At 58.0% G+C, this 23,516-nt stretch carries 18 protein-coding genes and 1 riboswitch; of the genes, 10 read left to right on the forward strand and 8 right to left on the reverse strand.

Translation table 11 applies throughout. The annotated features are described in order from the left end of the window. The first annotated feature begins 11 nt into the window (after nt 1-11). Together AWM69_RS01120 and AWM69_RS01125 are read left to right on the forward strand one after the other, a co-directional pair. The gene (locus AWM69_RS01120) at nt 12-362 is read left to right on the forward strand and encodes a RidA family protein (RefSeq protein ID WP_131653408.1); all 351 of its coding nucleotides are present in this window, start codon (nt 12-14) and stop codon (nt 360-362) included. 26 nt (nt 363-388) lie between these two features. After that, nucleotides 389-1,291: a transporter substrate-binding domain-containing protein gene (locus AWM69_RS01125; RefSeq protein WP_131653409.1), complete on the forward strand. Its 903-nt coding sequence runs from the start codon at nt 389-391 to the stop codon at nt 1,289-1,291. 13 nt (nt 1,292-1,304) lie between these two features. Here the strand turns inward: AWM69_RS01125 and AWM69_RS01130 are convergent, their stop codons facing one another. Continuing rightward, entirely contained in the window at nt 1,305-2,024 is a 720-nt protein-coding gene (locus AWM69_RS01130; RefSeq protein ID WP_048380960.1) for a 16S rRNA (uracil(1498)-N(3))-methyltransferase, read from the reverse strand. Between the two features lie 83 nt (nt 2,025-2,107). Beyond that, nucleotides 2,108-3,514, reverse strand: a complete 1,407-nt coding sequence (locus tag AWM69_RS01135) for an adenosylmethionine--8-amino-7-oxononanoate transaminase (protein WP_218725584.1) — start codon at nt 3,512-3,514, stop codon at nt 2,108-2,110. A gap of 279 nt (nt 3,515-3,793) precedes the next feature. Between AWM69_RS01135 and AWM69_RS01140 the strand changes: the two genes are divergently transcribed. Together AWM69_RS01140 and AWM69_RS01145 are read left to right on the forward strand one after the other, a co-directional pair. Beyond that, nucleotides 3,794-4,345, forward strand: a complete 552-nt coding sequence (locus tag AWM69_RS01140) for a cytochrome b (protein ID WP_131653411.1) — start codon at nt 3,794-3,796, stop codon at nt 4,343-4,345. A gap of 32 nt (nt 4,346-4,377) precedes the next feature. Further along, complete coding sequence (locus AWM69_RS01145) at nt 4,378-4,956, forward strand: YceI family protein (protein WP_048380966.1); 579 nt, start codon at nt 4,378-4,380, stop codon at nt 4,954-4,956. 76 nt (nt 4,957-5,032) lie between these two features. On the opposite strand, the gene AWM69_RS01150 is transcribed toward AWM69_RS01145, so the two are convergent. From AWM69_RS01150 to ahcY, 3 genes are all read right to left on the reverse strand, one after another. Next, the gene (locus AWM69_RS01150) at nt 5,033-6,880 is read right to left on the reverse strand and encodes a DEAD/DEAH box helicase (protein WP_048380968.1); all 1,848 of its coding nucleotides are present in this window, start codon (nt 6,878-6,880) and stop codon (nt 5,033-5,035) included. Nucleotides 6,881-7,310: 430 nt separating this feature from the next. Beyond that, entirely contained in the window at nt 7,311-8,156 is an 846-nt protein-coding gene (gene metF / locus AWM69_RS01155) for a methylenetetrahydrofolate reductase [NAD(P)H] (protein WP_048380970.1), read from the reverse strand. Nucleotides 8,157-8,252: 96 nt separating this feature from the next. Further along, a complete protein-coding gene (gene ahcY / locus AWM69_RS01160; protein WP_048380972.1) occupies nt 8,253-9,662 on the reverse strand; it encodes an adenosylhomocysteinase in 1,410 nt (469 codons plus the stop codon). A gap of 22 nt (nt 9,663-9,684) precedes the next feature. After that, nucleotides 9,685-9,791: riboswitch (S-adenosyl-L-homocysteine riboswitch) on the reverse strand. Nucleotides 9,792-9,984: 193 nt separating this feature from the next. Between ahcY and AWM69_RS01165 the strand changes: the two genes are divergently transcribed. From AWM69_RS01165 to AWM69_RS01175, 3 genes are all read left to right on the forward strand, one after another. After that, nucleotides 9,985-10,374: an acyl-CoA thioesterase gene (locus AWM69_RS01165; protein WP_048380974.1), complete on the forward strand. Its 390-nt coding sequence runs from the start codon at nt 9,985-9,987 to the stop codon at nt 10,372-10,374. A gap of 265 nt (nt 10,375-10,639) precedes the next feature. Then, entirely contained in the window at nt 10,640-12,613 is a 1,974-nt protein-coding gene (locus AWM69_RS01170; RefSeq protein ID WP_218725585.1) for a patatin-like phospholipase family protein, read from the forward strand. 73 nt (nt 12,614-12,686) lie between these two features. Beyond that, on the forward strand, nt 12,687-13,538 hold the full coding sequence (locus AWM69_RS01175; RefSeq protein WP_218725586.1) for a formate/nitrite transporter family protein: 852 nt from the start codon (nt 12,687-12,689) through the stop codon (nt 13,536-13,538). 5 nt (nt 13,539-13,543) lie between these two features. On the opposite strand, the gene AWM69_RS01180 is transcribed toward AWM69_RS01175, so the two are convergent. Then, on the reverse strand, nt 13,544-14,161 hold the full coding sequence (locus tag AWM69_RS01180; RefSeq protein WP_131653416.1) for a hemolysin III family protein: 618 nt from the start codon (nt 14,159-14,161) through the stop codon (nt 13,544-13,546). 629 nt (nt 14,162-14,790) lie between these two features. On the opposite strand from AWM69_RS01180, the gene AWM69_RS23060 reads away from it, so the two are divergent. The 3 genes from AWM69_RS23060 (at nt 14,791) to AWM69_RS01190 (ending at nt 17,521) form a co-directional block, all read left to right on the forward strand. Beyond that, nucleotides 14,791-15,030, forward strand: a complete 240-nt coding sequence (locus tag AWM69_RS23060; RefSeq protein ID WP_373274286.1) for a DUF6124 family protein — start codon at nt 14,791-14,793, stop codon at nt 15,028-15,030. 152 nt (nt 15,031-15,182) lie between these two features. Then, nucleotides 15,183-16,700 carry a hypothetical protein gene (locus tag AWM69_RS01185; protein WP_218725587.1) on the forward strand — a complete coding sequence of 506 codons (1,518 nt, stop codon included), beginning with the start codon at nt 15,183-15,185 and terminating at the stop codon, nt 16,698-16,700. Then, complete coding sequence (locus AWM69_RS01190) at nt 16,697-17,521, forward strand: hypothetical protein (RefSeq protein WP_218725588.1); 825 nt, start codon at nt 16,697-16,699, stop codon at nt 17,519-17,521. Before AWM69_RS01185 ends, AWM69_RS01190 begins: the two co-directional genes overlap by 4 nt. Here AWM69_RS01190 and AWM69_RS01195 read toward each other — a convergent pair. Beyond that, nucleotides 17,511-17,978, reverse strand: a complete 468-nt coding sequence (locus AWM69_RS01195) for a chemotaxis protein CheW (protein ID WP_048380984.1) — start codon at nt 17,976-17,978, stop codon at nt 17,511-17,513. The two genes, AWM69_RS01190 and AWM69_RS01195, sit on opposite strands and share 11 nt — an antisense overlap. After that, entirely contained in the window at nt 17,971-23,499 is a 5,529-nt protein-coding gene (locus AWM69_RS01200) for an Hpt domain-containing protein (RefSeq protein ID WP_218725589.1), read from the reverse strand. The genes AWM69_RS01195 and AWM69_RS01200 overlap by 8 nt, the downstream gene beginning before the upstream one ends. Between the last annotated feature and the right edge of the window lie 17 nt (nt 23,500-23,516).

Below are 23,516 nucleotides of genomic sequence, written 5' to 3' on the forward strand. Positions count from 1 at the left end.
GGAAATCTGCGATGACGATCCAACGTATCAACAGCAATGATCGCTTGAGCGCTGCGGCAACGTTTGAGGCACTGGTGTTCCTGTCCGGGCAGGTACCTGCCCAAAGCGAAGATATTTCGGCGCAAACCCGTGAAGTGCTCGGCAAGATTGATGCGTTGCTGGCCGAAACTGGCAGCGACAAAGACCATATTCTTAATGCCACGATTTACTTGCAAAACATCCAGCGCGACTTTGCCGCCATGAACGCCGAATGGTCCGCCTGGCTGTCGGCCGGCAAGGCACCGACCCGCACCACCGTACAAGCCGAACTGGCGCGTCCTGAGGTGTTGGTCGAAATCAGTGTGATTGCTGTCCGACGCTAATCAGCTTGAAACCGGAGAATAAGAAGATGAAAAAACTCACCTTGATCAGTTGCACGCTGGGCCTTTTGCTCAGCCACTCACTGCACGCCAGTGAAACCCCTCTGCAGGGCACGCTGAAAAAAATCACCGACTCGGGAAGTATTACCCTGGGTTATCGCGACGCATCGGTACCGTTCTCCTATGTGGGCGACAACAGCGGCAAACCGATGGGTTATTCCGTGGAACTGGCGAACAAAATCGTCGAACGTATTCAGCAGCAGATGGGCGACAAGCCGTTAAAGGTCAAATACAACCTGGTGACCTCACAAACCCGTATTCCGCTGGTGCAGAACGGCACGGTTGACCTGGAATGCGGCTCTACCGGCGTGACCGCCGAACGGCAAAAACAAGTGGCCTTTTCGTATGGGTTTATTTACGTCAAAGGCCAGTTATTGACCGCCAAAGACAGTGGTATCAAGGGTTTTGATGATCTGCGAGGCAAAAACGTCGTCACCACCGCTGGCACCACCAATGAGCGTTTTATCAAGAGCTACAGTGCCGACAACAAGATGGACATGAATGTCATCAGCGCCAAAGATCATGGCGAGGCCTTCAAAATGCTCGAGACCGGGCGCGCGGTGGCTTTTTACATGGACGATGCCCTGCTCTATGGCGAGCGTGCCAAGGCCCGCGATCCGCATAACTGGACCGTGGTGGGCCAGGAGCAATCGCGGGAAATCTACAGCTGCATGCTGCGCAAGGACGACCCGCAGATGTTGACGCTGGTGAACACCGCGTTGGCCGATTTGTACAAATCGGGCGAGATCACCGGGATCTACCAGCGCTGGTTCGAACAACCGATTCCGCCGAATGGCCTGAACCTGGAGTTCCCGATGACTGCGGAGCTGAAGCAAATCATCGCCCACCCAACAAGCGACCCGGTGCAGTAAAGGCACACAGGGGTTAGAAATCGCCCCACAACTGCTGCGCCACGGCCAAGGCAACCACCGGCGCAGTTTCAGTACGCAACACCCGCGGGCCAAGGCGCGCTGGCTGGTAGCCGGCGGCCTGGGCTTGATCGACTTCATTGTCGGTCAAGCCGCCTTCGGGACCGATCAGGAATGCCAGACGCGCTGGCTTGGCGTGGCTGGCAAGCGGTTCGGAGACCGGGTGCAACACCAGCTTGAGGTCCGCCTCGGTGGTTTTGATCCAGTCGCCGAGCAACACCGGCGGATGAATCACCGGCACCCGTGAGCGCCCGCATTGTTCACAGGCGCTGATTGCCACCTGCCGCCAATGTGCCAGACGCTTGTCGGCACGTTCATCCTTGAGCCGCACCTCGCAGCGCTCGCTCATGATCGGGGTGATCTCGTTGACCCCCAACTCGGTGGCCTTCTGAATGGCCCAATCCATGCGTTCACCACGGGACAAACCCTGGCCAAGGTGAATGACCAGCGGTGACTCGACCTGCCCGGCGAACGTTTCGTCCAGCAGCACGCGCACTCGCTTTTTGCCGACCTCCAGCAAACGCCCCGAAAACTCGTGCCCCGAACCGTCGAACACTTGCAGGGCATCGCCCTCGGCCATGCGCAACACGCGGCCAATGTAATGCGCCTGAGCTTCAGGCAATTCGTGCTCGCCAAGGCTCAACGGGGCATCGATAAAGAAACGGGACAATCTCATATAGGTTCTCTGAAAATTGAAGTATTCATGCGGCCGCTGCCGCAGGCTGTGATGGGTTATGCAGCGGCTACAAAAAATCGTGTTTAACCTGGATCACGGAAGTCGGGATGGAAGTTCGACGGTACCGACACACTGATATCGGTGCGGGTGGCGATATCGATCCCTTCACTGGCCACCTCAGCCAAAAAGTCTATTTGCTCCGGGGTAATCACGTAAGGCGGCAAGAAGTACACCACGCTGCCCAGCGGGCGCAATAAGGCACCGCGCTCCAGAGCGTGCTGGAAGACTTTCAGGCCACGGCGCTCCTGCCATGGATAAGCCGTTTTGCTGGCTTTGTCCTGAACCATTTCAATGGCCAGCACCATACCGGTCTGACGCACTTCCGAGACATGAGGGTGATCCACCAAGTGTGCGGTTGAACGCGCCATGCGTTGAGAAAGCGCCTTGTTGTTCTCAATGACATTGTCTTCTTCGAAGATATCCAGCGTCGCCAGGGCCGCCGCACACGCCAACGGGTTCCCCGTATAGCTGTGGGAATGCAGGAAGGCGCGCAAGGTCGGGTAGTCATCGTAGAACGCACCGTACACATCGTCGGTGGTCATGCAGGCTGCCAAGGGCAAGTAACCGCCGGTCAACGCCTTGGACAGGCACAGGAAGTCCGGGGTAATCCCGGCCTGCTCACAGGCGAACATCGTGCCGGTACGGCCGAAACCCACGGCGATTTCGTCGAGGATCAGGTGCACGCCATAGCGATCGCAAGCCTCACGCAGCAGCGTGAGGTACACCGGGTGATACATTCGCATGCCGCCTGCGCCTTGAATCAACGGCTCGACGATGACTGCCGCCACTGTGTCGTGATGCTCGGCGAGCGTTTGCTCCATGGCCAGGAACATCGTGCGCGAGTGCGCTTCCCAGCTCACGCCTTCAGGGCGCAGGTAGCAATCAGGGCTCGGGACTTTGATCGTGTCGAGCAGCAACGCCTTGTAGGTTTCGGTGAACAGCGGAACATCGCCCACTGACATCGCGGCCATGGTTTCGCCGTGGTAGCTGTTGGTCAGGGTGACGAAGCGTTTTTTGTTCGGCTGGTCGCGATTGAGCCAGTAATGAAAGCTCATTTTCAGCGCGACTTCGATGCATGACGAGCCGTTGTCCGCATAGAAACAACGGGTCAGACCTTCAGGCGTCATGTTGACCAGGCGTTCGGACAGCTCAATCACCGGCTGGTGACTGAAGCCGGCCAGAATAACGTGCTCCAGTTGATCGACCTGATCCTTGATGCGCTGGTTGATGCGCGGATTGGCGTGGCCAAACACGTTGACCCACCACGAACTCACGGCATCGAGGTAGCGCTTGCCTTCAAAGTCTTCCAGCCACACACCCTCGCCGCGCTTGATCGGGATCAAAGGCAGTTGCTCGTGATCTTTCATTTGGGTACAGGGGTGCCAAAGCACCGCAAGGTCGCGCTGCATCCACTGATTATTCAGACCCATTTCCACTCTCCTGGCGCTGGCTCCCGGCGTGTGCGGGCAAACAATCGGGCAAGACTATGCAAAGCGCAGGCACGCCACAACCCATTACGCCTGACCCAAGGCCGCTCTTCTGAACTTTTAGCGCGGCAGAACATTGGCCTGCGGCCTTGTTAACGCTTGCTTAATGATCGTTGCACAGGCTACACATCGTATTTATCGATACCTTGCAGCAAAAAAATGCGCTTTCATTCGATAGGTAAACCATTAATCTTACGTCCAAGTTCTTACAGGATGTTGGCTATGCAGCTACGTAATTCTTCGTCTCGCTATGGTGCGGTCAGTATTTTCATCCATTGGTCAGTGGCGCTGGCCGTGTTCGGTTTGTTTGCACTGGGTTTGTGGATGGTTGGCCTGGATTACTATGACCCGTGGCGCAAAGAAGCCCCCGATCTGCATAAAAGCATCGGCCTGACATTACTCGCCGTCATGCTCCTGCGCGTGGTATGGCGCTGGATCAGCCCGGCCCCACCCGCATTGACCAGCTACAGCCGTGCAACGCGCATCGGCGCCAAGCTGGGCCATGGTTTTTTGTATCTGGGTTTGTTTGCGGTAATGATCGCCGGCTACCTGATTTCCACCTCTGAAGGCGTGGGCATCCCGGTATTCGGGCTCTTTGAAGTACCTGCATTGATTTCCAACCTGCCCGATCAGGCCGATGTGGCCGGCGTCGTGCATTTATACCTGGCCTGGGCAGTAGTGATATTTGCCGGATTGCATGGTCTAGTTGCCCTGAAGCACCACTTTATCGATCGTGATGCGACCCTGACTCGTATGCTGGGGCGCGATGCTTGATGTTCAACCTAAACTCAAAAGGAATAGAACGCATGTTGAAAAAGACCCTCGCCGCTTTGGCTCTCGGTACTGCATTGTTGTCTGCTGGTCAGGCCATGGCTGCTGACTACACCATCGATAAAGAAGGCCAGCACGCCTTTGTCGACTGGAAAATCAGCCACCTGGGTTACAGCTTCATTCACGGTACGTTCAAGGACTGGCAAGGCACTTTCTCGTGGGATGCCGCCAAGCCTGCCGACAGCAAAATTGACGTCACCCTGAAAACCGCCAGCCTGTTCTCCAACCACGCAGAACGTGACAAGCACATCGCCAGCAAAGACTTCCTGGACGTGAGCAAATACCCGGAAGCGACCTTCAAGTCGACCAAAGTGGTGCCTACCGGCGAGAAAACAGCTGACGTGACGGGCGACCTGACCCTGCACGGCGTGACCAAGCCTGTCACGTTCAAAGCAACCTTCAACGGCGAAGGCAAGGATCCGTGGGGCGGCGAACGCGCTGGCTTCAACGCAACCACAACCCTGAACCTGAGCGACTTCGGCATCAAAGGCCCAGGCCCAACCTCTCAGACGCTGGACCTGGACATCACGCTGGAAGGTGTGAAGGTCAAGTAATAGCGCTTTCATACGGCTCATAAAAAACGCCCCGGCTCTTGCGAGCCGGGGCGTTTTTTTGTGCCGTCGTGTTAACTCAGCGGTTGCGAGTCAGCAGCGCCGGTTTTTCACCGCGAGGGCGGTTCGGCAGTTGATCAAGCTGCTCAGGTGTCAAAAAGCGATCGCTTTTCGATTCCTTGTGCATGATCTTCGGCTGATTCTCACGTGGGCCTTTTACGGCTGGCTCTTGACGGGCATCGTCACGGGCCGGACGGTTGTCGCGACGTGCCTGACCATCACGCGGAGCGCCGCTGCGTGGACCGCTGCGCTTGGCCGGTGGCGTGCCAGTCGTGGCGCCAGTGCCCGTGCGCGGGGCGTTTTGACGACCACCGGTACGGCCGGCGGGTGCTGCGCCAGTGCCCTGGGCAGGAGCGCCCGGACGGCGACCACGGCTCTGGTTGTTCTTGTTCTGGTACGGACTGACGTAATCAGCGCGGTTACCAAAGTTATCCACATCGTCGTCACGGAACTCGTCCGGCGCACGGTTGGCATCGGCACGAGGTGTTGGCTGACGCTGTTCACGGGCAGGTTGAGCTTCGCGAGGCTTTTGCTCACGGGCAGGACGCTCGCCGCGAGCGGCGGCTGGCTTCTCTTTACCCTTGTCCTTGCCTTTGTCCTTGCGACCGCCGCCACCACCGCCGCCATTCGGGCCGTCGCCGCGAGGGCCACGTGGCGAATTGCGCGGGTTACGCACATCCGGACGCTCGCGCACTTCAGGCTTTTCGGCCTCTACAGTGCTGGAGTCAAAACCCATCAGGTCGCCATCAGCGATTTTCTGCTTGGTCATGCGCTCGATGCTTTTCAGCAGTTTTTCTTCGTCCGGAGCCACCAGCGAGATCGCTTCGCCCGAACGACCGGCGCGGCCAGTACGGCCGATACGGTGAACGTAATCTTCATCGACGTTTGGCAGCTCGAAGTTGACCACGTGCGGCAGCTGGTCGATATCCAGACCGCGAGCGGCGATATCGGTGGCTACCAGGATGCGTACGGCACCGGCCTTGAAATCGGCCAGGGCTTTGGTCCGCGCGTTCTGGCTCTTGTTACCGTGGATGGCCACAGCGCTGAGGCCGTGTTTGTCCAGGTATTCGGCCAAACGGTTAGCGCCGTGCTTGGTACGGGTGAAGACCAGAACCTGTTCCCAGGCGCCTGCGGTGATCAAGTGGGCCAGCAAGGCACGCTTGTGGGTCGCAGGGAGGCGGAATACGCGCTGTTCGATACGCTCGACCGTGGTGTTCGGTGGCGTGACTTCAATACGTTCCGGGTTGCGCAGCAGCTTGCCGGCCAGGTCGGTGATGTCCTTGGAGAACGTCGCCGAAAACAGCAGGTTTTGACGTCTGGCAGGCAGGCGGGCGAGAACCTTTTTCACGTCGTGGACGAAGCCCATGTCGAGCATCCGGTCGGCTTCATCGAGCACCAGGATTTCAACGTGGGACAGGTCTACGCTGCCTTGGCCGCACAGATCGAGCAAGCGACCCGGGCACGCTACCAGCACATCAACACCGCGGGCCATGGCCTGAACCTGAGGGTTCATGCCAACGCCGCCGAAAATGCAGGCACTGACGAACTTCAAGTCGCGGGCATAGAGCTTGAAGCTCTCGTGCACCTGAGCGGCGAGTTCGCGAGTAGGAGTCAGGACCAGTACACGCGGTTGGCGTGGGCCGTGGCGCTGGGATTTGTCCGGGTGGCCATTGGGAAACAGCTTTTCCAGGATCGGAAGAGCGAAGCCGCCGGTTTTACCAGTACCTGTCTGAGCCGCAACCATCAAGTCGCGACCTTGCAACACGGCGGGAATGGCCCGCTGTTGCACCGGAGTAGGCTGGGTGTAGCCCGCTGCTTCAATGGCGCGGACTAAAGCCTCGGAGAGACCGAGGGAAGCAAAGGACATGAGTAATCCTGTTCTAGTTAGGGCTTGGCCCAAAGGGATAGTCTTGCCTGGCGTGAATGGCGTTTAAGGTGACGCAATCCCGTCCGGTCCTGCTCCGGTCCTGAAGGTCCACTCTCAGCGCTCGCGCGGGCTGTAAAGCTGCGCAGTAGCGGGATTGAATGCCTTGTACAAGGACGAGCGGCCGGGCGTAAGCCTGGCGGAAAAACCGGAGTATAACAGAGCAATCACTGCGCGCCGCTTTCATGCTGCTCAACGGTTTTGTAGAGCGGAGCATTACACCCGTAGCAGTTGCTGCAGGCTGCGTCCGACGACAGAGTCGTCGGAAACCGGAGCGCACGGTTTTCCAGTTGAACCGCGTGCTGAGGTTTACGATCGCTTCGCAATCGGACGCAGCCTTCGGTAGCTGCTACGGAAAATGCACACCCTTCTTTTAACGCGGCAGTTTCAGGTTGTTCCAGATCGCGAGGCTCGGGTCAGCCTGGTTCAGGGTGTAGAAGTGTAGCCCCGGGGCGCCGCCATCAAGCAGGCGCTCGCACATTTCGCTGATGACCTGTTCGCCAAACGCCTGGATGCTTTGTACATCATCACCGTAGGCTTCCAGCTGCTTGCGAATCCAGCGCGGGATTTCAGCGCCACAGGCGTCAGAGAAACGCGCCAGTTTGCTGTAGTTGGTAATCGGCATGATGCCCGGCACGATGGGAATCGTGACGCCTGCTTGCTCTACACGCTCGACAAAACGGAAGTAGCTGTCGGCATTGAAGAAGTACTGGGTGATCGCACTGTCGGCACCGGCACGGGCCTTGCGGACGAAATTGTTGATATCGTCTTCAAAGTTGCGCGCTTGCGGGTGCATCTCAGGGTAAGCGGCCACTTCGATGTGAAAGTGGTCACCGGTCTCTTCACGAATGAAGCTCACCAGGTCATTGGCGTGACGCAGCTCGCCACTGGCCATGCCCATACCGGAGGGCAGGTCGCCACGCAGCGCAACAATACGCTTGATACCCGCCGCACGGTATTGAGCCAGCAGGCCGCGCAAATCGTCCTTGCTGTCACCCACGCACGACAAATGCGGAGCCGCAGGTACTTTTACTTCGCTCTCCAGCTGCAGCACGGTGTTGATCGTGCGGTCGCGGGTCGAGCCACCGGCACCATAAGTGCAGGAAAAGAAATCCGGGTTGTAGGCCGCCAATTGGCGAGCCGTGTTCATCAATTTTTCATGTCCAGCATCGGTCTTGGTCGGGAAGAACTCGAAGCTGAAACGACGATCTTGAGACATGGGAATACCCTTGCGTACGCGAAGGAGCAATGACACCCCTGACGCTGAACTCACACAAAAAAAAGGCGGTCAGTGCAAGCCTGACCGCCTTTTTAATCAGTAACGGTAAGCGTCTGGCTTGAACGGGCCTTCGACGGTGACGCCGATGTAGTCAGCCTGTTGCTTGGTCAGTTGCGTTACCACACCACCGAAACCGCGGACCATTTCCAGGGCCACTTCTTCGTCCAGCTTCTTCGGCAGCACTTCTACGGTCAGACGTGCGGCTTGCAGCTCGGCCGGCAGGTCAGCGTATTTTTGTGCGAACAGGAAGATCTGGGCCAGTACCTGGTTGGCGAACGAGCCATCCATGATGCGGCTCGGGTGACCTGTGGCGTTGCCCAGGTTAACCAGACGGCCTTCGGCCAGCAGGATCAGGTAGTCATCGTTCTGTGGGTCGAATTCGCCCAGGCCAGTACGGTGAACCTTGTGCACCTGTGGCTTCACTTCTTCCCATGCCCAGTTCTTGCGCATGAAAGCGGTGTCGATTTCGTTGTCGAAGTGACCGATGTTGCACACCACGGCGCGTTTTTTCAGCGCAGCCAGCATGTTTTTGTCGCACACGTTGACGTTACCGGTGGTGGTCACGATCAGGTCGATCTTGCCCAGCAGCGCAGCATCGATGCTGGCGGCAGTGCCGTCGTTCTGGCCGTCGATGAATGGCGAAACCACTTCAAAGCCGTCCATGCAGGCCTGCATCGCGCAGATCGGGTCAACTTCGGAGACTTTAACGATCATGCCTTCCTGACGCAGGGACTGGGCCGAGCCCTTGCCCACGTCACCGTAGCCGATCACCAGTGCTTGCTTGCCGGACAACAGGTGGTCGGTACCACGCTTGATGGCATCGTTCAGGCTGTGACGGCAGCCGTACTTGTTGTCGTTTTTGCTTTTGGTCACCGAGTCGTTGACGTTGATCGCAGGGATCATCAGCTCGCCTTTGGCCAGCATGTCCAGCAGACGGTGTACGCCGGTGGTGGTTTCTTCAGTCACGCCGTGGATCTTCTTCAGCATGGCCGGGTATTTCTTGTGCAGCAGCTCGGTCAGGTCGCCGCCGTCGTCGAGGATCATGTTGGCGTCCCAAGGCTCGCCATCCTTAAGGATGGTTTGCTCAAGGCACCACTCGTACTCTTCTTCAGTCTCGCCCTTCCAGGCGAAAACCGGGATACCGGCAGCGGCAATGGCGGCGGCAGCCTGATCCTGAGTCGAGAAGATGTTGCACGACGACCAGCGTACTTCGGCCCCCAGGGCAACCAGGGTTTCGATCAGTACGGCAGTCTGGATGGTCATGTGGATGCAGCCCAGAATCTTCGCGCCCTTGAGCGGTTGTTCAGCGGCATACTTGCGGCGCAGACCCATCAGAGCCGGCATTTCGGACTCGGCGATAAAGGTTTCGCGGCGGCCCCATGGGGCGAGGGACATATCAGCGACTTTATAGTCGGTAAAACCTGCAGGCGTGTTTACAGCGCTCATCAAGAGCCTCCATTCGTTTAATCGCGAATGGGCGCCGTTGTGCGTTGAGTGCCTGCCCAGGGAGCCCTGAACAAACAACGCCCCATCCGAGCCTGACAGGCTGAACCTGCTGCAGCGCCCCTCGGACAGGTGGCGGGAACGGTACTGGGTAAAGATGACCGTTTTGAAGCGGGGGTGATTATAGCCATCCCGCCCTTTCTTCCCAAGGTTTTTATCCCGCGTTGCATTTGCTTAATCGAGACCATAGTCGAAGCTTAATAGAGCTAAGCGCCATGGTCTGACATCATGGCCGGCATCTAAGGCAAGACGGTCAGGAGCGAATATGAATTTTCACACCCGCAAATGGGTTAAACCCGAAGACCTCAATCCTAACGGCACTTTGTTCGGTGGCAGCCTGCTGCGCTGGATCGACGAAGAAGCCGCGATCTACGCCATTGTCCAGCTGGGCAACCAGCGCGTGGTGACCAAATACATCTCCGAAATCAACTTTGTCAGCGCCTCGCGCCAGGGCGACATCATCGAACTGGGTATTACCGCCACTGAGTTCGGGCGCACCTCAATCACCCTGACCTGCGAAGTGCGCAACAAGATCACCCGCAAAAGCATCCTGACAGTCGACAAGATGGTGTTCGTCAATCTGGGCGAAGACGGCTTGCCCGCAGCGCACGGGCGCACCGAAATCAAATACGTCAAAGACCAGTTCCAGGAATAAGCCTTCGCTGACTTGTTACCCGGCGGCATACGCTTTGACAACGCGTGCTGTACGAACCGCACCCGGGCCATGCCCCAGCGCATGACGAATTGCCCGAGAGGTTCATTGCAGAGCCTCTCGGCTGTCTTTTCGGGTCAATAAACGCCAGGCCCGGCAGGCGGGTGTTTTGTTTTTCAACATGGTTCGTCGCGCAGACAACCGCTACGGCTTTTTCCTAGGCTCTCTGCCCGTCAGGAATCCCCCTGACGCACACAGAGAGCACATCATGAAAGTACCCGTTCACCCTCCCCGGCCAATCCCCCTGGACCTGTTGGCACCTGCCCGAAACGTGCCCGCCAGCGTCTCGCTCAGCGGTTCCCAGCCCCTGACCCACAACAAGGCTCAGCCACCAGGTACCGCAACACGGCTGGTCGAGGCTGCCGGGGAACGCAAGTTGAGCCTCAGCCGCTACAGCGATGGCACGGTGGAGGTGACACTTTCGGCGCCTGCGGCGACTCGCCTGGTGCTCAGTGGCGGAGGGGCGAAGGGCATTGCTTATCCCGGTGTCGTGCAGGCGCTGGAAGAAAGCGGGGCGTTAAAGAGCATTCAAGTGATTTCCGGCTCATCGGCAGGCGGGATTTCAGCCGCGCTGATTGCTAGCGGTATGGACGCCAAGGCCTTCGACACCTTATCTGACAGCATTAACCTGCCGGATCTGCTGAACAGTAAAAATCCCGTCCTCGAATGGGTCCAAAAGGCCAACTCCAGCCTTGGCAAAGTGGCTGGCCGAGTGCCCGGACAGGCAGGCAACCTGTCCCAACTGTTATTCACCTTGCTGCCGCGCCTGCAGTCCAAGGCCGAGCCCCTTGAGGAGATGCTGCGCAACGAATCAAGAAAGTCGATCCTGACACACATCGCCAACCTCCCCAGAGACACGCGCCCGGCAGCCCTCATGGCGATCGCGGACAAGTTGAGCGCTGGCGGCGCGACGACCTTTGCCGACTTGCACCTGCTGAGCCAGCATCTTCCTGCGATCAAACAGCTCAATATCACCGGTACCGGCATGTTCGACGGCCGCCCGCAATTGGTGGTGTTCAACGCCAGCCTGACCCCCGACATGGACATCGCCCGTGCCGCGCACATTTCGGGATCGCTGCCCGTCGTCTTCAGCCAACCCGTCGAGCAAGGTCTGGCATTTCAGGAACGTGCGGGGAAAACCGCCTTCCAGGATGGCGGCCTGCTGCTCAACATCCCGGACAACGACCTGTACGAACGTACATTTCCAGACAGCCCTCTGAGCACGACCGAAAAACTGATCATCAAATTCGAGCCTGCAAAGTCCCCTGTGCAGCCCGCACGCGGCGGGATCGGCAGCAGCCTGGTCGATGCCTTCACAGGTGTGGCCCATACGGCAGCCCACCAGTTCCAGACCACCCGAATCAAAGCGCTGGACGATCAGACCGTGATCCTGCCCTTGAACACCGACAAAGGTGACTTTCGCGGAAAACTCAACGGGACCATCAACTTCACCATGCCCCTGGACGTTAAAAACCATTTGCAGGCGTTGTCACGCCACGTGGTGAACGAGCACCTGGAGCACCGGGCTGCGGTTCGCGAACAGCACCACTTCGCCTCGCTGGACGAGGCCGTACTGGCCATGGACGATGAGATGTTCAACAACGCGAAGCCACTACTGGAGCGGGATCCGGCCAGCCGTGACGTGCTGCGTTTTCGACAAAGCGCCGGGCAAGCCCTGCAGGCACTGGATACCCTCCTCACCGAGGCCAGCGAGGCACCTGTGCTGACGCTGACGCCGTCGCTGGGAGCCGCCCTGCGCAACCTCGATGCACTCGCCAGTCGCCCGGAGCATATCGAGTGGCTGGGCATGAAGCTCAATGCGGCGGATAACCGCAACTACCAGCAGCTGCTGCAAGCCATGTCCACAGACGCGACCCAAGGGCTGTCAAAAGTCATCACCCGTGCTGTCGCTGAAATGAAAAAACGCGACATTGCCGTCATTGCCGACAACCTGACCCGCGAAGTGATTTACCCGTCGCTGTTTCGTCCCGGGCAACCCGATGCCAATGTGAACCTGTTGCGGCGTGCCGAGCACAGTCTGGCCCGGGCGACCACCGCATCCGAGGTCAATCATGTACTCGATGACATCATTGAGCATTACGTGGCACGCAATAAACCCTGGACACAACACCTGCACTCTACAACGGTTGAAATGGCCAGGGCCTGGCGAATCCCGACTTAATTTCCAGACCACTGAACAGCGCTGAATCCCGCCGGTCGTAGCTACAGGCCCCCTCAGGATTCAGGAGCACACCATGACGACGGAAAAAACCGGCAAGACACCCAACTTGTCGGATCAGGAACAACATGATGTCGACAAAAGCCAGCCACCTCGCGCGGCGGTGCTGCATGAAATTATCCGTACCGAGGGTGACCTGGAACTGGAGCGCAGCGTTGCTGCGCTGTGGTGGTCGGCGCTGGCCGCAGGCCTGACCATGGGCCTGTCGCTGATGGCCATGGGGCTGCTCAATTCGCGACTGCCAGATGCCGAAGGGTTCAAAGTGATCGCCAGTTTTGGTTATTGCGCCGGGTTTCTGGCCGTCATCCTCGCTCGCCAGCAATTGTTCACCGAAAACACCCTCACCGCCGTTTTGCCCATCATGAGCAACCCGACGCTCAACAACTTCGCACGTTTGCTACGGCTGTGGTCAGTGGTTCTGGTCGGCAACCTGTGCGGCACCCTGCTGGTGGCGTACGTGATGCTGAACTTGCCGATTTTTGACACCAAGACCGACATGGCCTTTCTCGACATCGGGCGCAAGGTCATGGAAAACAGCCCGTGGCAGATGTTTGCCAAAGGCATTGTCTCGGGCTGGATGATCGCCACCATGGTGTGGATGATCCCGTCCATGGAAAGCGCCAAAATCTGGATCATCACCCTGATCACCTACCTGATGGCACTGGGGGATTTCACCCACATCGTGGTGGGTGCCGCCGAGGTGTCGTACCTGGTGTTTGCCGGTGAGTTGCCGTGGAAAGACTTCTGGCTGATCTTTGCCGGCCCTACCCTGGCCGGCAATATCATCGGTGGCAGTTTTATCTTTGCCTTGATCAGCCATGCGCAAGTCCGCAGCGACACTCAAAAGCCCGCAGCCAAGACGCCCTAGCCGGCTCAGATCACGTAATGCGCGATGGCCACAAAATGCAGCAGGCTGCCGGCAATCACGAACAGATGCCAAATGCCGTGGGCATGGCGCAGACGATGATCGAGGGCGAAGAAAATAATCCCGACGGTGTACATCACCCCGCCTGACGCCAACCAGATAAAGCCGGCGGTGCCCAGCGCCGCCAGCAATGGCTTGACCGCCACCAGCACGATCCAGCCCATGACCGCGTAAATCACGATCGACAGAATGCGCGCTTCAGAGCGCGGCTTGATCTCCTGCAACATGCCGATCACGGCCATGCCCCACACAATTCCGAACAGTGACCAGCCCCAGGGGCCGTGCAAAGTGACCAGACAAAACGGGGTGTAACTGCCCGCGATCAGCAGGTAAATCGACAGGTGATCGAGCTTCTGCATGATCACCTTGGAGCGCCCGCGCACGCTGTGGTACACGGTCGATACGCTGTACAGCACCACCAGCGTAACGCCATAAATCGCCACGCTGACAATCTTCTGCGGGCTGCCGTCCAGGCACGCCATCACCAACAACCAAATACTGCCAATTGCCGCCGCCACAGCCCCCAACAAATGGGTCCAGGCATTGAGCTTTTCTCCGTGATACATGTGCAACATCCTCAAATAGCCGATAGTGCGACTGTGTCACTTGATTGGATATAAAGGTTTACCACACCGCACGCCATTGCACTTTGTGACAGCGAGGGTCAGCTTATACAGGCCGTCTGTGATAGACCAATTGAAACGCGCTTCTCCGGTAAAGCCGTCAACCGAGCACACACGCGAATCCCTGACGGGTTCGGTATTGGCAAACGCAGCTGAACAAAGACCTGCCGGATCGAGCCGGAGCGCGGGTTTGCTGATGCCCCGGAATTACCCGGAAGGCCACGATCTATTGGCTGCCCATAAAACAGGTCAGAATTTGCAGGGCGGGCTGCCTTTTCCTACCTTCCCCAAGCCTTGCGACAGCTGCGAATTTGTTGTGCAGTCATCTCGGAGCAACTGTCTTGATGCAGTTCCACTGTGGGTACGGGCACGAAAGCTGCGATCTTTTGATCTGGCCGTTTTTATCGGACTGATCCCTTTCCCTCACCAGAACTTTCCGAGACAATCCCGCACGCATTGCGCCTGACGGTTTACGCGCCTAGTCTCGCCCCATCGCTGCACATCAGCGATCGGGTTTAGTCGCTCGGCTTACTGTTAGGCGCACAGCGCCACTTAAAAACAGGCGTTTTTTAATGCCTGCATTTTATGGTGGCTGTGCGCAGGGCACCTTCGGGTGCGCCGGTGTCCTAACGGCCGGTCGACTAACCTGCGCACAGCTGCCACCCACTCGTTTAGTCGCGAGCGTGTCGGCGGCTGAGGCAAGCAGCCACCTCGATGCGACGCAGCGCGACCTTGTGTTATCGGTACAGCATCTGGTGGACATGGCCAAAACCCAGGTCGAAAAAACACTGAGCGGCTTTACAGCCCGCTGATCCAGACACGCGCCTGATTGACATCAGGCGCGCCTCAGTTCCTGACCTCCGCAGACATAGCACTTGCACTCAGCCCTTACGGACGCGTCCTACATCCAGCTTTCGCCCTTCGCAATAGACTTTTGGGATTTCCAGAAAGGTGGGCCTGCGGCATGGATTCAAAAGAAATCACAATGCAGGGCCTTCTGGAGGCTTTCAATAGTTTGATCATGCGGGCACGCCTTGCCGGTGCCATGCACTTGAATAATGGTGTGACACGCTTGGCGTTTGCCAGGGACATGACCGATTACGCCGACCAGATCATCGATGATGTCGAGACGGGGCATCTACCCCTTGAGGATGGTCTTGAGGCGCTGCAGCAGGCGTATATACAACTGCAAAAGCAAGTACTCCAACTCAACAGCGAACGGCTGGATCAGCCTGTACTGCCGAATCCTTACAACGCTTTGGGTCCCTTGGTGACAGAGGAGGTTGATCCGCTTGAACTGATTACGTTGATGAGTCCCCCCCGCCGTCCATTCAAAGACGCCCCCGTCGATTTACTGCGCTATGTGCGACGCGAGCGCCTGCAAGCGGTTGAAGTCAATCAAGTACGCAGCACTACCCATGCCGCGCCACCACCCGTGGCGAACACCCGGCTCCTTACACCGGATCAATGGCCCGCAGAGGTTAAACCCCAAGAGCCTGGCTTTTATGTGGTGCCCAAAAGCACCACGTTTCAACAGTTGCAAGCCGACCTGTTCACTACCAAAGATTTCAACGTACTGAGCAAATTCAAAAGCCTTAATCCTGGGCGGGAGCAGGTCAAAGCCGGCCAGTTGATCGTTCTCAGCGATCCCAACAACTTGCTCTGCACCCGTGAAGAGGCGCAGCTGATGGCAGCGGCACAACGGGTGAACGAAGCGCTGGAATCACTGACGCCCGAAGAAGCCGACTTCATGGCGCAGCACCATGATGAAATTGAATCGTTTATTACCCATGGCGTGACGGCAGTAGGTATTGGCGAAGCGATGTTTGCCAAGCATCTGGAGGATGTAAAAAAGGTATTGGTCGACATCGAAAACCTGCACAAAACCAGCTTTAACCGGCACGGCAACCTGCAGTCCGTCGAGTTCTTTGCCGAGCGCCGCGCATTGTTCAACTCACTCAATCTGCAACTCACTGCCCTGACCAAAAAAGTCATCGGTTTTCCTGACCACCCCAACCTCAAGAACGCACTGGGTATTTCCAGCAGAAGCCTGGTCCACCGCTGGACGCTGGCCGGCGGACCCGACCAGATTCCGGGGTATGCGACGCATATTAATGGCGTGTCCAAGGCGGCTAAATACATCAAATACGGAGGTTGGGTAGCCACAGGCATTGGCGGCGGGGTTTCTTATATGAAAGTGCAAGAAGTGTGTGCTGCAGGGAATACAGAGATGTGTAAAAAGATCAGGTTTACAGAGACGGGAGCCTTTGCGGGTGGGGTCTTGGGTGGTGCCGCAGCAGGTGTAGTTGTTAGTCAGGGTACAGCCGGTGCAATTTGCGCAGTCGCTGGCGTACCTACTGGTGGGGCAGCGTTTCTGGTATGCGGCCTTATCTTGGCGGGGGCCAGTGCTTATGGTGCAGGTTACTACGGAGGAATGGGCGGAGACGTTTTGGGTGAGCTTTTCTACGAGAGCAGCAAATGAAAATGGTCAGTACAAACACCCTGTATTTATGTTTTATCACCCTGATTTTTACAGGCTTGATTATTAATATTGGACGAAGCCTTTATCTGGCCTACACACAAAAAGACTTCATCCTTAGCCATTTGGAAAACTGCAAGCTCGTCAAAAGATGGGCCTTTATGAATCGTGTAGGGCCTTGGGGAAGAATGGTATTCATTGGCACAGTTTCGGGCTTGCTTGCGTCCCCTCGAATTCAAATAATTTTGGGTGAGGCAAATGCAGAGGATATCGAAAACTTCCCAAAAAAACTAAAGCAAACACTGATTACTCTACAACGAACGACCCGCTGGCTTGTAGTTAGTTTAATAGCGCTTACTGTGGCTCAAAAACTGAATCTTTTTGAGTTTCTTGCGCATGGCCAACCCAGTAAAGCCTCATATGGCATCGCCACTACCCTTCCGATAGAAAATTCAGACCCCACCCACAGCATCAGGTTTTGGGTCTTTATTATCGACATCTGCGGCTTGCTATTTTTTTTATCGGCAGCTTCTTACATCATCTATAAAAAGCTTGATGAGCTGTTGAGTCACTTAAAAAACTGTCGTGCCATTACAAAACTATCAAGTTTAAGAAATGAAGGACTTCAGGGAAAACTGATGTTACTGGGGCAAATTTCCTCTTTGATAATATTTCCTAATCGTCGTGTGCTGTCCGGAGATGCAGACATTCAGGATATAAAAAACTTCCCACCTTCGCTCAGGCGCTTAATAACGACACTGTATACGCTGTTATGGATATTGCTCATTGTTCTTTTGGGCCTGATTTTTTCACTCAGACGCTAAATATTTTGACACTCCCACCCAACACCAACCTCTCCAACGCCAGCAAGTCCGGGATTTTGGCCACGTGGTCGCCTATTTGTACCGCTGCACGTTCCAGGGGGCTTAGCGGCACGTCGACAAAACTGAGCTGGCTGTCCACTTTGTAGGAACTCGGGATGCCCTGGACGACCATGGCGATGTATTTGAGTGCCGGGTTGCCACTCAAGGTATTGAGGATGACGATGCGTGCCCGCTCACCGATGACCAGCGGGCTGCCACAGGCGGCTTCAAAGCTGATCAGGGGCAGTGCGTGGTCGCGCCAGGTGATTTGCCGCAGGTGCCACGGCGGGGAGTCGCTGCTCGGTTCGCCGTGCTGGTAGTCGATCAATTCCGCGATGGCGACGTTGGGCAGCAGCAAGTAGCGGTCAGCCAGGGGCAGTAACAAAGCGGTCAGGCTGCCCACGCGATGATCAAGCATGAGAGATGCTCCAGTAGGCAATGCGCTCCAGCAACACTGACTCTTGATAGGGCTTGCCCAGGTAGTCGTTGACACCGATGGCCATCGCCCGGTTTTGGTGTTTTTGACCGGTACGCGATGTAATCATGATGATCGGCAGATCCTTGAAACGTGGGTCGTTACGCACTCGGGTGGCCACTTCAAAACCGTCCATGCGCGGCATTTCGATATCCAGCAGCATCAGGTCCGGGGTGTGGGTGTCCAGCACGCTCATGGCATCGACGCCATCCTTGGCGGTGATGACGTTCATGCCGTTGCGCTCCAGCAGGCGGCTGGTGACTTTACGCACGGTGACCGAGTCGTCCACCACCAGGACCAGTAAAGGACGGACTGCCGGCGTGAACTCCAGCGCGCCGACGGCTTCATGACGGTCCCTCTGTAATGGCTGTCGCGCCTGATGGGCACGAATGTAGGCGAGCAGGTCGAGGATCAACACCACCCGCCCGTCTCCCAGAATGGTCGCGCCCGACAACCCTTGTACCCCGGCAAATTGTGGGCCGAGGCTTTTGACCACGATCTCTCGCGAACCGGCCAGCGCATCGACCTGCAGCGCCACACGCTGATCCTGGCAATGCACCAGCAGCACCGGCAGCGAATGGCTTTCGCCCTCCAGCCTGGGTTTGCCCACGGTTTGCAGCAGCTCACCCAGGTAGCGCAGTTCGTAGGCTTGCCCGCCGTAGTGGTACAGCGGCGGGTTGAGCTGGTAATAGCCTTCCAGCTCATCGGGCATCACCCGTACGATGCCTTCGACGGTATTGAGGGCGATGGCGTATTGCTCGTCAGCGCATTGCACCATCAGGGCGCGGTTGAGCGAAACACTGAACGGCAGGCGGATCTGAAAGTGCACGCCCTGCCCGGCTACCGAATCGATGGTCATGCTGCCGCCCAGCAGCCGCACCTCTTCATGGACCACGTCCATGCCGACCCCTCGCCCGGAAATCTGAGTGATTTTTTCTGCTGTCGAGAACCCCGGTTGCAGAATGAACTGCAAGACTTCGCGGTCGCTGATCGGGGTATCGGGGTTCAGCAGGCCGCGCAAGATGGCTTTGCGCCGCACCGCTTCAAGCGGCACGCCGGCGCCATCGTCATGCATGTCGAACACCACGTCGCCGCCTTCGTTGGACAACTCCAGGCTGATCATCCCTTGCTCGGGTTTGCCACTGGCCTGGCGCACACTGGCCGGCTCAAGACCGTGGTCAACGGCATTACGCAACATGTGTTCGAGCGGTGCCACCATGCGTTCCAGCACATTGCGGTCAATTTCGGCTTCGGCATTAATGACGCTGAACTCGACCTGTTTGCCCAGCTCGCTGGCCACTTGGCGCACCGTGCGCTTTAAGCGCGGCAGCACGCGCTCGAACGGCACCATGCGTGTCCCCATCAGGCCTTCTTGCAGCTGGGTGTTCACCCGCGCCTGCTTCTGCAGCAGGCTCTGTGCGTCCCGGTTACGGGCCGCCAGCGTGGCCTTGAGGTCGAGCAAATCCGACGCCGACTCAAACAGTGCGCGGGACAATTGCTGCAGTTGGGAATGGCGGTCCATTTCCAGCGGATCAAATTCATCGTAGGCCATGCCGTCGGCTTCAATATGCTGACGACTGTGGATTCGGCCCTGGGTTTCGGTGTCGAGTCGACGCAACTGGTCGTGCATCCGCTCAAGAGTGGTCTGCATTTCGTTGAGGGCGATCTTGCCGTCATTGACCTGCTGTTCAATGCGCCCGCGGGTGATCGACGTTTCACCCGCCAGGTTGACCAGGTCTTCCAGCAGCTCGGCCGGCACCTTGATCGTGTCCAGCCCCGTGCGCTCAGCCTCGGGCAGCACAAGCTCGGGCTTGGCCGGCGCGGGCGGCTGCACGGTTGTGCGGGCACTGCGTTCAATCTGGCGAATGCGTTCGATCAGAGCTTGCGGAGCAGGCACCGGCTGAGCGCTGCGCAAAGCATCGAGCATCTGCGCCAATTGGTCATGGCAACGCTGAAACAACGCGAACAGCTCGGCACTCGGCGCGAGCAACCCGACAGAAATATCCTCGAAGAGGGTTTCCAGTTCGTGGGCAAAATCACCGATAGCGGCGACTTCGATCATTCGTGCGCTGCCTTTGAGGGTGTGCAAATCGCGCAGCAGGTTCTCGACTTCAAGATGGCCCTGCGGATCGGCCTGCCAGCGCAACAAGGCAGTGCCCGAGCTTTCGAGGATGTCGAACGCTTCCTCAAGGAAGATTTCCAGCAGTTCCTGTTCACCACCCGGAGCTGTTGGCGGCTCGGCATCGGCACCCGGGATGGTCGACGGCTCGATGCCAGGCAGGCTCGACCCCAACTGCCGGGTGGCGCTGCCCAATTCGGTGATGTCGAGGGTTTGCCCGCCTTCGCGGCGAATCAAGCCCGTGGCATCCGGTGCCAGTCCTTCGTGCAACAGAGCGTGCAAGGCCTGGACAAGCGTCGGTTGCGCAGTGATTTCCTGCCCGGCCGCCAGTTGATCGAGCATGTTGATCAACGCTTCCTGAGCGGTGTCTGCCTGATGGAAGAACCGCTCGCTGACCGCCAGGCTGCTTTCTTCAACGGCGCCATACAGGTCGAGCAAGGCCTCGCACAGGCTATCGATGGGCTGCAAGTCCAGCAGGTGCGCAGACTCGGCCAGGGTGGTCAACTGGTCGAGCAAGGTGTCGAGCCCGTCCCGCTCGTGGGGATTTTGGCGCCAGTTGCGCAGGGTGTCTTCGGCGTCAAACAGGATGTCCATGCTTTCGCTCAAGAACTCGGCAATACGCTGCGGATCACGCTGGCGTTTAACCGTGCTGCCGGGTGTATCGAGCAACGTCTCAAGACGCCGCGCAACCTGCTGCTCAAGGCGTTCGATCAAGTCGTCAGCGCCGTGAATATCAGCCAGCGGATCATTGTCGAGCTGTTCAAGGCCCCGGTGCAGCAACGTCTCGGCCTCAGACAACAGCTCGATTTCATCCAGCTCCAGACCAAGGTGGTGCGCCTTGTATTCCCGTACCAGAAGGTCCAGCGGCACAGCCAGTTCGGCCATGCGCAACACACCGGCCATGTAGGCACTGCCTTTGAGTGTGTGCACGGCAAGCTGCAACTCATCGCTGGCATACAGCGGCAGTTGTTCACGGGCCTGATCAAGAAAGCGATCTAGGCGTTCGAGGTGGGTTTGCGCCTCCTGACGGAAGATCTCCAGCAACTGCGGGTCAAGCCCCGGGCTTTCCTGAGCGATCAAGAGCGGCGGGGACTCGCCCTTGGACAGCAAGTGGGCCAGCGCGGCCAGTTGATCGACGTCTTTGTGCTGACGCTGGCAGCGATCGGCAAATTCCTGAATCAGCCCCGGCAGCCTCGCCAGTACGTCATCCAGAAACTGATACATCTCCGGTCCAGGCGCAACATTGCGCTCAATCACTCGATTCAACAGGTTCTCGACGGCCCATGCCAGTTCACCCAACACCAGCGCCCGAACCATACGTCCACTGCCCTTGAGGGTGTGAAATCCCCGGCGCAGTTGCGCCAGCGCTACGCTGTCGGCCGGGTTGGCGATCCATTGCGGCAAGGCGTCATGCAAGGCGATCAGTACCTCATCGGTCTCTTCCAGAAAGACCTCCAACAGCTCTTCATCCACCGGCTCTTCATCCACCGGAGGCGGCAACAAACTGCTGGGGAGATGCAATGCCGGCGGGTTGAGCGTCGACAATGGGCTGGCCAATACATCGGCCAGACTTTGCATCACCTCAGGGTCGTCCAGCGCCTGCAAGCCCCGCATCGCCTGCACTTCGACGGGGCTGAGCCTGTCATCCAGCAACGGCACCTGACGCTCGGCCGGGGCATAACCCAACTCAATCAGGCTGTCTTCGGCCCGATCCAGCACGCGATCACCTGCCGCACCGGGATCCTGCGTGAGGCGTTCCAAGTAGTACTCAAGACTGATCAGCACATCCGCGAGGTGGTCAAGTTGCGGCGCCGGGGGCGGTTCCACGCTCGGCAATACATGCTCACCGAGGTAATCATTGAAGGCTTGCAACAAACTGGCGGCACGACTCAACGGGATCATGGCCAGAGCGCCACGGATTTGCGTCAGCATTTCGGGTAATGGCTGCAAAAACTGACGGTCGAAACCTGTCTCAACGTAGTCGGTGATCAGGTCTTTGACCTCATCGAGGACGATACGCGCCTCTTTGATCACCAATTGATGGATCTGCATCAGGTCGGTGGTAGGCAGCCGGCTCTCTTCTCGCTGTGACGCTTCAACGCTGCCCACCATCCCGGCCAGCGTCGCCTCGACGTACAGCAGCGCAGCGGCCACATCCATCAATACCGCATCGGTGGGTTCACGCTGCCCCTGGGCCAGCCCTTGCACCACGGCCAACTGATCGATGATGACCTTGCGTGGCTGGCCAAATCCCAAAACGGCCAGGGTGTCGGCGATTTGACGCAGTGGCGCCATCAGGCTGCTGAGCTGCGAAACGTGGGAGCGGTTACTGCGTACAAACAGGTCGAGACGTTCCTTGACCCGCACCAGCTCTTCGCACAAGGCCGCCACCACTGAGCGCATCGCGTCCCGATCAGGGCCGGCCAGACGCGCACGCTCTTCATCGACCATCGCCGCGTCGGGCATGGCCTCATCCAGTTCATAGTGGTTTTTCAGCGTGAGCATCTTTGAAGTCGGCTGTTCAGCCTTGGCGATATAAAACAGCAAACTGGTGAGCAACTCTTCGGGGGCTGGCTGGTTTACGCCATCGATCCCCTGCTCCAGCAGACGCTTGAGTTCGGTGTCCGACTCCTTGAACAAACTGCGCAGCGCCGGGCTGTTGGCCACCCGCCCCCGGAGCATGCCATCGACCAGCGCCGAAGCGATTTTCCACAAGGCATTGAGCGGCGCCCCCTGGCACACGCTCTGCAATTGCGCGAACACGCCCGCCATCAGTTCCAGGTTGGCCTGCACGTCTTCGTCTTGTAGCAACCCCTGCAACGCGTTGTGCAGCGTATGGCGCAGGGCACGCAAATGACGCGGCAACTCGGGCATGATCAAGCGAGCCAGAGCAACCTGATCCAGCTCGGGCAACACCTGCAACGGCGGGCTGAACAGGCTGGTTTCCGAGAGCAGCGCTTCGCCACGCGCGGTGCGCAGGTCGTTAAGCAAAGGCAGCACCACCAGCGGCCAGTCCCGACGCGCGCTGTGTGCCCGGTCGAGGTACAACGGCAACTGGCTGAAGGCTTGCTGTAACAAGCGCAACGCTTCATCGAGATGAGGCACTCGCCCCTGCTGCAGGGCGATCACCAACTGCTCCATTTCTTCAGCCAGCAATGCCGCGCCGTAGAACTCCACCATCAGCAAACTGCCATGCACCTGATGGATGCATGCCAGACACTGTGCCAACACGTCGGGCGCAGGTTGCACCGCGTAGCCATCCAGCGCCACACGCGCCTGTATCAGGGTTTCGGCAATCTCGCCTTTGACCCATTCGAGGGCCACGTAGTCGTGCCGATCAACCATAACAACTCCAGTCAGAA

Source organism: Pseudomonas sp. D1HM, assembly GCF_019266105.1.
GTDB lineage: Bacteria > Pseudomonadota > Gammaproteobacteria > Pseudomonadales > Pseudomonadaceae > Aquipseudomonas > Aquipseudomonas taetrolens.

What these genes read in the sequence shown, in the direction of transcription:
- AWM69_RS01190 (WP_218725588.1), top strand. Translation starts at nt 16,697, where the DNA reads ATGAAAATGGTCAGTACAAACACCCTGTATTTATGTTTTATCACCCTG.
- AWM69_RS01130 (WP_048380960.1), bottom strand. Translation starts at nt 2,024, where the DNA reads ATGAGATTGTCCCGTTTCTTTATCGATGCCCCGTTGAGCCTTGGCGAG.
- AWM69_RS01180 (WP_131653416.1), bottom strand. Translation starts at nt 14,161, where the DNA reads ATGTATCACGGAGAAAAGCTCAATGCCTGGACCCATTTGTTGGGGGCT.
- AWM69_RS01140 (WP_131653411.1), top strand. Translation starts at nt 3,794, where the DNA reads ATGCAGCTACGTAATTCTTCGTCTCGCTATGGTGCGGTCAGTATTTTC.
- AWM69_RS01165 (WP_048380974.1), top strand. Translation starts at nt 9,985, where the DNA reads ATGAATTTTCACACCCGCAAATGGGTTAAACCCGAAGACCTCAATCCT.
- AWM69_RS01135 (WP_218725584.1), bottom strand. Translation starts at nt 3,514, where the DNA reads ATGGGTCTGAATAATCAGTGGATGCAGCGCGACCTTGCGGTGCTTTGG.
- AWM69_RS01125 (WP_131653409.1), top strand. Translation starts at nt 389, where the DNA reads ATGAAAAAACTCACCTTGATCAGTTGCACGCTGGGCCTTTTGCTCAGC.
- AWM69_RS01175 (WP_218725586.1), top strand. Translation starts at nt 12,687, where the DNA reads ATGACGACGGAAAAAACCGGCAAGACACCCAACTTGTCGGATCAGGAA.
- AWM69_RS01145 (WP_048380966.1), top strand. Translation starts at nt 4,378, where the DNA reads ATGTTGAAAAAGACCCTCGCCGCTTTGGCTCTCGGTACTGCATTGTTG.
- ahcY (WP_048380972.1), bottom strand. Translation starts at nt 9,662, where the DNA reads ATGAGCGCTGTAAACACGCCTGCAGGTTTTACCGACTATAAAGTCGCT.
- AWM69_RS01185 (WP_218725587.1), top strand. Translation starts at nt 15,183, where the DNA reads ATGGATTCAAAAGAAATCACAATGCAGGGCCTTCTGGAGGCTTTCAAT.
- AWM69_RS01120 (WP_131653408.1), top strand. Translation starts at nt 12, where the DNA reads ATGACGATCCAACGTATCAACAGCAATGATCGCTTGAGCGCTGCGGCA.
- AWM69_RS01200 (WP_218725589.1), bottom strand. Translation starts at nt 23,499, where the DNA reads ATGGTTGATCGGCACGACTACGTGGCCCTCGAATGGGTCAAAGGCGAG.
- AWM69_RS01195 (WP_048380984.1), bottom strand. Translation starts at nt 17,978, where the DNA reads ATGCTTGATCATCGCGTGGGCAGCCTGACCGCTTTGTTACTGCCCCTG.
- AWM69_RS23060 (WP_373274286.1), top strand. Translation starts at nt 14,791, where the DNA reads ATGCCTGCATTTTATGGTGGCTGTGCGCAGGGCACCTTCGGGTGCGCC.
- metF (WP_048380970.1), bottom strand. Translation starts at nt 8,156, where the DNA reads ATGTCTCAAGATCGTCGTTTCAGCTTCGAGTTCTTCCCGACCAAGACC.
- AWM69_RS01150 (WP_048380968.1), bottom strand. Translation starts at nt 6,880, where the DNA reads ATGTCCTTTGCTTCCCTCGGTCTCTCCGAGGCTTTAGTCCGCGCCATT.
- AWM69_RS01170 (WP_218725585.1), top strand. Translation starts at nt 10,640, where the DNA reads ATGAAAGTACCCGTTCACCCTCCCCGGCCAATCCCCCTGGACCTGTTG.